The following is a 6,584-nucleotide window of genomic DNA, read 5'->3' as shown; positions in this document are numbered from 1 at the left end:
GGGCGGCCGCCGGGCCCGACGGCGACCGTGGCGCGCTGGCGCTCGTTGCGCAGGCACGCCGCCTGCGCGTCGACCTGCTCGCGCAGCCGTGCCCGCTCGCGCTGCGGCAGCCGGAACGGCCCGACCGCGCGTACGTCGATCCGGTCGGTGACCGCGCCGGGCACCAGCGAGACGTCGACGGCGAGCGGATCGACGACGGCCGAGGCGCGCGTCGGCAGCGGCGGCCAGCCGGCGGCCGAGTCCGCGATCCGGGTGCCGCCCTCGGTCGCCAGCGCGACCCGCTGGTCGCTCTGCCTGGCCAGCCCGCGCACGGTCTCCTCGACGCCGTCCCACCGCGAGTGGCTCGCCGCGTAGCCGAGCAGCGCATCGTTGATGCGGGCGTCGCGGGCGAGCGTCTGGCCCTGCTGATGCCGGATCTCGCCGGAGGTGTTGCGCGCCGCCAGCCACGCGGTCGCCACGATCGAGCACACCGCGATCAGCACCGAGCTGGCGACCAGCCGTGCGAGCAAGCTATGGCGCACGGTCGCCGACCAGCTTGTACCCGACGCCGTACACCGTGCGCAGCCGGACCGGCCGTCGCGGCTGCGGCTCGATCTTCTTGCGCAGGTTCTTCACGTGCACGTCGACCGTGCGCTCGGTGATGAAGCGGTCGAAGCCGTGCAGGTGCTCCAGGAGCTGCGCCCGGGTGAAGACCCGCTCCGGCCACGCGGCCAGCGCCTCCAGGATGCGGAACTCCGCGGGTGTGCACTCGACCTCGCGCCCGTCCGCGAGCACCGTGTGCCGCTCGGGGTCCACCGTGATGCCGCCGACCCGGTACACTCCCTCGCCGCTCCCCCGCCGGGCCCGCCGCAGCAGCGTGCGCACCCGGGCCATCAACTCGCGTGGGCTGTAGGGCTTGGTGACGTAGTCGTCGGCGCCGAGGTCGAGGCCGAGCAACAGGTCGTCCTCTGTCGAGCGGGCGGTCAGCATCAGCACCGGCACGTCGGACTCGGCGCGCAGCACGCGGCACACGTCGAGGCCGTCGACGCCCGGCATCATCACATCCAGCAGCACCAGGTCGGGGCGGCGCGCGCGAGCCTCGTCGATCGCGGCCCGCCCGTCGTGGACGACGACCACGCGGTACCCCTCGCGCAGGAGATAGCGGCGCAGCAGCTCCGCCTGTTTGGCGTCGTCCTCCGCGACCAGGACGTTCGCGCACATAGCCCCCGAGCGTAGACGACTCGTGACCGGAACCACGAGATCATCACATCGGCCTCACAGGTTCTTCACTTTCCTCGGCCAGCATCTCGCGACATGCGTCACGTCAGGATTCACACCGGTGCCCTGCTCGCCGCCGGCCTGATCGCCGGGCTGGCCGGCTGCGGCTCGTCGAGCGACGGAAGACCAGGCGACGGCCCGCAGGGGACGGGCCGCTCGGTGGCCACCACCGAGTCATCACAGCCAGGGCAGCCGCAGGGCGGTGCGGAGATAGCGACCGTGCGCGGCCGCCAGATCGCCGTGCACGAGCACAAGGGTGACGGCGCGGCGTGGAAGACGCTGTCCAGCCCTGACGAGATGGGCGCCACCCGGGTCTTCCTCGTCGACGCCAAGGACGGCGACTGGCTCAAGGTGCTGCTGCCGATCCGGCCCAACGGCAGCACCGGCTGGGTCAAGTCCTCCGCCGTCACGCTGTCGTCGACGACCCACCGGGGGGAGATAGACCCGAAGGCGTTCAAGTTCACCGTCTTCGACCGCGACAAGGTGATGCGCACCGGCAAGGTCGCCACCGGCGAGGACGGCACCCCTACCCCGGCCGGCCGATTCTACTTCACCGAGCTGGTCAAACCGCCGAACCCCGACGGCGCCTACGGCGCGTACGCCTTCGGGCTGAGCGGTTTCTCGCCGACGCTCAAGACGTTCGCCGGCGGCCCCGGGCAGCTCGCCGTGCACGGCACGAACAAGGCGTCGGCGCTGGGCGGCAAGGTCAGCCACGGCTGCGTGCGGATCAGCAACGACGGCATCACCTGGATGGCCGACAACCTGGCGATCGGCACACCCGTCGTCGTCAAGAAATGAAGCAACAACCGCAACAACGGAAGGAACATCGATGCGCCTGAAGTCCCTCGTCGCAGTCGTCGCACTGGGCATCGGCCTGGCCGGCACCGGTCTGGCCGCCGCCGAATCCACTACCGCCGAAGCCACCACCGACGAAGCCACCCCCGGGCCCTCCATGCCCCCGGCAAGGCCATCCCCACAGTGCCGAACTACACCGGCTGACCCCTGGCCACAGGCCCGCGCGTCTCCCGCCGTGCGGGCCGGACGGGATTCCGGCTGTGGCCAACCGGGCCAACCACGATCCAGATCTGCTCAACGCCCTCCGCCAGGCTGCAACGGACGCCGCGGGCGGAAGGTGATCACGAAAGGGAGAAGACCATGACCAATGACGGAGGATGGGACCGGCGTTCGCTGTTGCGGGGCGCGGCCGTGGTGGCCGGTGCCGCCGCGGCCGCGCCGCTGCTGGGCAAGGCAGCCATAGCGGAGCCCGGCATCAGTGACGCGGACGCGCTGTACGAAGCCGGGAAGTTCGAGCAGGCCGGCCGTGCATATGAACAGATCCTGAAAACAGACCCCACGAGCCTGCACGCGGCACGCCGGCGCGGCTATGTCGGGTTACTGGGCAACAAGTTCCGCGACGCCGAGAAATACCTCAAGATGGCGCTCACGCTGGCGCCCGGGGACAAGGAAACCAACGAGTACCTGGGCGACTGTTATATCCGGCAGGACAAGTTCTCCCTCGCCGCACCCCGCTGGCAAGCGGCCGGCGAGGAAGGCTACGCCAAATGGTTCGCGGCGGTTCGCGGCAAGGCGTACGAGATTCACGGCGACATCGCCCGGGTGCAATGGCAGCAGTTGGACCCGTTTCCGTTGGTCGAGGCCTCGGTCAACGGCGGGACGCCGAAGCGCTTCACGTTCTACACCGGCGCCCCGAATCTGGGCGTGTCCTCGAAAGTAGCCAAGGAAGCCGGGTTGCGCGCCGTGGCCAAGCAAGAGATCGACACAGGTGTATGGGTGAACTACGGGGTGCTGGAATCCTTCAAGCTGGGCGGCATCGAACTGCGCAACGTCCCCGTGAGCTGGTCGGTCGACGATGCCGACACCGGCAACGACGGCCTGATCGGCACATGGCTCTTCTACCACTTGCTGACCACCTTCGACTACGCGGGCCGGTCGCTGATCCTGCGCCGCCCGACCCTCGAAGCGACCGGCAGGATCCGTGCCGACGCCGAACGGGCGGGCGTCAAGCCCCTGCCGCTGTGGCTGGGCCGTGACCACAACCTCGCCAGCACGGGCAGCATCACCGGCTCCACCGCCGGCTCCGGCCCACGGTTGATGGGCGTGAACTTCGGCGGTATGAGCGGCGAGAGCGTCGCGGGCATGCACGGGGAGGTGGCCAAGCGGTTACGGGTCCGCACCGACTACGACCGCCCGCTCGAGACCGGCGCCCACAGCCACCCGACCGTCGCCTACCCCTGCTACCCGAAGGAGATCCGTCTCGGCGACGCCGTCGCCAAGGAGGCCTACTGCATAGCGGACGCGAACAACCCAAGCAACACTCCTTACCCCTACGGGGACGGGGTCGACGAGACGGGCTACTTCGGCCACTGCTTCTTCAAGCCCTACAACATCACTCTCGACTTCACCGGCATGAGTCTCTACATCGCCCGTGGCAAAGCCACCTGATTTCCGCACCTGGAGTGGCTCTGCCAAGATTCCCGTGGTGACAGGCTGTGCTGTTCCATCCACATTCCGCTGTTGTGGATGAGGCCGTGAGCGGTGTGCGACGGTGACGTGGTGAACATGCTCTTCCCGCACCTGGCCGCGGTGGAGATCGAGCAGGTGGACCGTCAGGACGGCCAGATCCTGGTGACTGCCCGCACGCGAGGCGACCCGGTGTGCTGCCCCTCGTGCGGGATGTCCACGAGCAGGCGCCGGGCCTGGCCGGGCGCGGGTGACGCTGCTTCCGATCATCGCCGTCAACCGGAAGCCGACATGATCGAGCTGCGGCAGGCCCCCGCGACCAGGCGGCGTGACGGATGCACCGCTTCGCGGGAAAGGCAGCAAGCCCGGAACTGGATGCTCCATCAGGCGGCTGAGCGCAGCACTTCGACCTTCTCGCCCAGTTCGTTGATCGCCGACACGGTGGGGTTGTTGTTCCTGGAGACCGCGTACGGGCCTGCCACCGCACGTCCGTCCAGCGTGATCCGGATGACGCGCCTGCTTCCGGCCGCCACGTAATACCTCGCGCCTGACGGCGCCCGCCACCACACACCCGCCACCACGTCGCGGCGCAGCCGGCTGCAGTCCCACGTGTTGCGCCTCGTCCCGGCCAGGGTGGAGGTGGTACGGCCGTGCGCGGTACTGAACAGCACACCGCGCACCGAGCTGCCGCCGATCGCGTCCGTCAGCCGCAGGCACACCCACCGCCCGTGCGCCCCCTCAGGCAGGCGTCCGCTGTAGAACTCCCATGCCGTCGCCGCCTCGACCTCCCCCTCCGGGCGCGCGATCGTACAGCTCAGTCCCTTCCACGCACTGAAGCCGCCGGGCACGGCGTCAAGCTCGCTGGGGCCGTACCGGTTGATCTCGGCCGGTGGCGGCGGCTGGTAGTAGGCGTTGGCCAGCGACAGGCGGCCCAGATCCAGCATCGTGTACGGCATGCCGTGCGCGATCTCCGGCGCCCGCAGCCGCAGCACCGGCCCCTGCCAGCAACCCTTGCCCGTCAGCGCTCTGACCGGCGCGGTGACGCCGTCCTTGATCGTCACCTTGCGCCAGCGTGGCCCGGCCCCGGTCAGCGGCGCGGCCGAGACCTGGCGCACCCACGGCGGCAGCAGGTAGCGGCTGCCTTCGGCGGTCGTGGTGAGCTTGAGCGGGCTGGTGCCATCAGGCTTGGCGCGCGGGGCGGGAAAGGCGGACACCTTGGCGGCGCCAGCCGTCTCGGTGTAGCGGGCCACCTGCTCGCCCTGGCGGATCAGCACCACGCTCACGCCATCGAGACGATCGGCGTACAGGACCTGCCCGCCGGGCCGCCCCCAGGCCCGCAGCGCCCGGCCGATCAATGCCTGATCACCGGCCAGTGTCCCTCTGGCCTGCCAGGTCGCCAGATCAAGGCTCGTACTCGCCCGCCAGGCACCGGGCTCTGCGGTCACGGCCATCGGCACGGCTGGAGGCCTGGCAGGCAGACCGGTAGGGGGCCCGGCGGGCAGGTGCGGCGTCCAGGTGCTGCCCGGATCCTCCCGCAGCGACATCACCGCCGGCGCCGACACTGCCGCCAGCAGGCTCGCCGCCGCGGCCATGAGCAGCGCGAGCCGCAGCCGCCGGTTCAGCGGACGGGCATAGCAGCGGGCCAGCGTCGGATCGACCGCCGGGCGGAACACCGCCGCGGCCCCCTGGCCGAACTCGGCCTCCAGCGCGGCGACCGCGGCCAGGGCGGCGGCCGGTTGCGCCACCCGCGCCCCGGCCAAAATTGTACGTACCTCCTCCTCAGGGCGCCCCTCCAGCCGCAGCAGCGCGTAGGCGGCCCGGGCGGGCGGGCGCAACATGTCCAGCCGCGCGGTGAAGGCCACATCGGCGCCCCGTACGAGCGCGGGCACCGCCTCCATCCGCGCCAGCCGGCCCGTCCACGGCAAGATCACTGCGGCCAGTGTTCTGCGCAGCAACACCTGACGCAGAGCGATCTCATCGCCCCCGGGACGGCGAGCCAGCTCGGAGGCGGCCAGCCGATGGGCGAGCACCAGCCGGCGCTCCTGTCCGATCGACGGCGGAAGACTCAGGTAGGCCAGCCGGACCAAGTCGCGGTACGGCCGCGCCATACTCCTGCTGCCTCTGATGGACCGGCGCACAACTCTCCTTACACATTGCGACGAGAGAAACGCTTATCGTGACACGAGAGTAGTTGGAGGATCTTCCGCTTTTGGAGGGGATGCGGAAACTCGTGGTCACCGTCCGGGGAGGCAGTGTCGTGAGGTAGTCGCGGGCGGCGGCTGGGGCTCCGGCACGCCCGGTCCAGACCGTAAGGGAGTACGACGCGGCCAGGGTTTCAGGAGTGCTCGTCGCCGCACATGCCGGCGACGGCGGGCAGCAGGAGGGTGAACTGGTCATGCGCAGCCGCCGCGTCGTGCGTCTGTCCGGACAGGCCGATGAGGGTGTGCCGGGTGGTCAGCGTCACGCGACGCCCGGCGACACCGTCGCCTCGCACACGCCTGTGGCCTGAGCCACCGCGCGGATCCCGCCATGTCTCAACATGCGGGCCTCAGCGCCCAGCAGCAGCCGGTGTTGCCGCTCGTCCGGATGCGGCAAGATCCGCCCCACTCCCAGCAGGAGGTCATCCAGCCGACCAGCCCACTCATCCATCCGTCCCCGATCAGAAACGACCGGTGAAATCTCCGGAACCGGGGCTCGCACGCCCGGCGGCCACCCGCAGCCGAGCTCTGCGAACCACCTCGGCGACGCTGATCATCAGGGGCACCACCGGCCCCGCCGTCCGAGAGGCCCGCCGCATTCGTGGACGCGGGCAGGCGGGTGACCGGATACCTGGCCACCCGCCTGCC

At 70.4% G+C, this 6,584-nt stretch carries 5 protein-coding genes and 2 pseudogenes; 2 read left to right on the top strand and 5 right to left on the bottom strand.

The window, feature by feature from the left end:
- Together KME77_RS20290 and KME77_RS20285 are read right to left on the bottom strand one after the other, a co-directional pair.
- Positions 1–509: pseudogene (locus tag KME77_RS20290) on the bottom strand (two-component sensor histidine kinase); the annotation flags it as partial.
- 1 nt (position 510) lies between these two features.
- Positions 511–1,200, bottom strand: coding sequence for a response regulator transcription factor (locus KME77_RS20285; protein WP_219470111.1), 690 nt, complete (start codon positions 1,198–1,200; stop codon positions 511–513).
- Positions 1,201–1,293: 93 nt separating this feature from the next.
- Here KME77_RS20285 and KME77_RS20280 point away from each other — a divergent pair, with 93 nt between their 5' ends.
- Both KME77_RS20280 and KME77_RS20275 read left to right on the top strand, forming a co-directional pair.
- Positions 1,294–2,055: a L,D-transpeptidase gene (locus tag KME77_RS20280; protein WP_219470109.1), complete on the top strand. Its 762-nt coding sequence runs from the start codon at positions 1,294–1,296 to the stop codon at positions 2,053–2,055.
- Positions 2,056–2,412: 357 nt separating this feature from the next.
- Positions 2,413–3,720: a tetratricopeptide repeat protein gene (locus KME77_RS20275; RefSeq protein WP_219470107.1), complete on the top strand. Its 1,308-nt coding sequence runs from the start codon at positions 2,413–2,415 to the stop codon at positions 3,718–3,720.
- Positions 3,721–4,121: 401 nt separating this feature from the next.
- Here the strand turns inward: KME77_RS20275 and KME77_RS20270 are convergent, their stop codons facing one another.
- The 3 genes and pseudogenes from KME77_RS20270 to KME77_RS30615 form a co-directional block, all read right to left on the bottom strand.
- Positions 4,122–5,846, bottom strand: a complete 1,725-nt coding sequence (locus KME77_RS20270) for a hypothetical protein (RefSeq protein ID WP_219470105.1) — start codon at positions 5,844–5,846, stop codon at positions 4,122–4,124.
- A 227-nt stretch (positions 5,847–6,073) separates the two neighbouring features.
- On the bottom strand, positions 6,074–6,202 hold the full coding sequence (locus KME77_RS29970; RefSeq protein ID WP_281424206.1) for a hypothetical protein: 129 nt from the start codon (positions 6,200–6,202) through the stop codon (positions 6,074–6,076).
- A 2-nt stretch (positions 6,203–6,204) separates the two neighbouring features.
- A pseudogene (locus KME77_RS30615) lies at positions 6,205–6,387 on the bottom strand (hypothetical protein); the annotation flags it as partial.
- Positions 6,388–6,584 lie beyond the last annotated feature (197 nt).

The organism is Nonomuraea rhizosphaerae (assembly GCF_019396405.1).
GTDB classification, from domain to species: domain Bacteria; phylum Actinomycetota; class Actinomycetes; order Streptosporangiales; family Streptosporangiaceae; genus Nonomuraea; species Nonomuraea rhizosphaerae.
Note: the sequence above shows the minus strand (reverse complement) of the source record. Positions and strands in the feature narration are given on the sequence as shown.

What these genes read in the sequence shown, in the direction of transcription:
- KME77_RS20270 (WP_219470105.1), bottom strand. Translation starts at nt 5,846, where the DNA reads ATGGCGCGGCCGTACCGCGACTTGGTCCGGCTGGCCTACCTGAGTCTT.
- KME77_RS20285 (WP_219470111.1), bottom strand. Translation starts at nt 1,200, where the DNA reads ATGTGCGCGAACGTCCTGGTCGCGGAGGACGACGCCAAACAGGCGGAG.
- KME77_RS20275 (WP_219470107.1), top strand. Translation starts at nt 2,413, where the DNA reads ATGACCAATGACGGAGGATGGGACCGGCGTTCGCTGTTGCGGGGCGCG.
- KME77_RS20280 (WP_219470109.1), top strand. Translation starts at nt 1,294, where the DNA reads ATGCGTCACGTCAGGATTCACACCGGTGCCCTGCTCGCCGCCGGCCTG.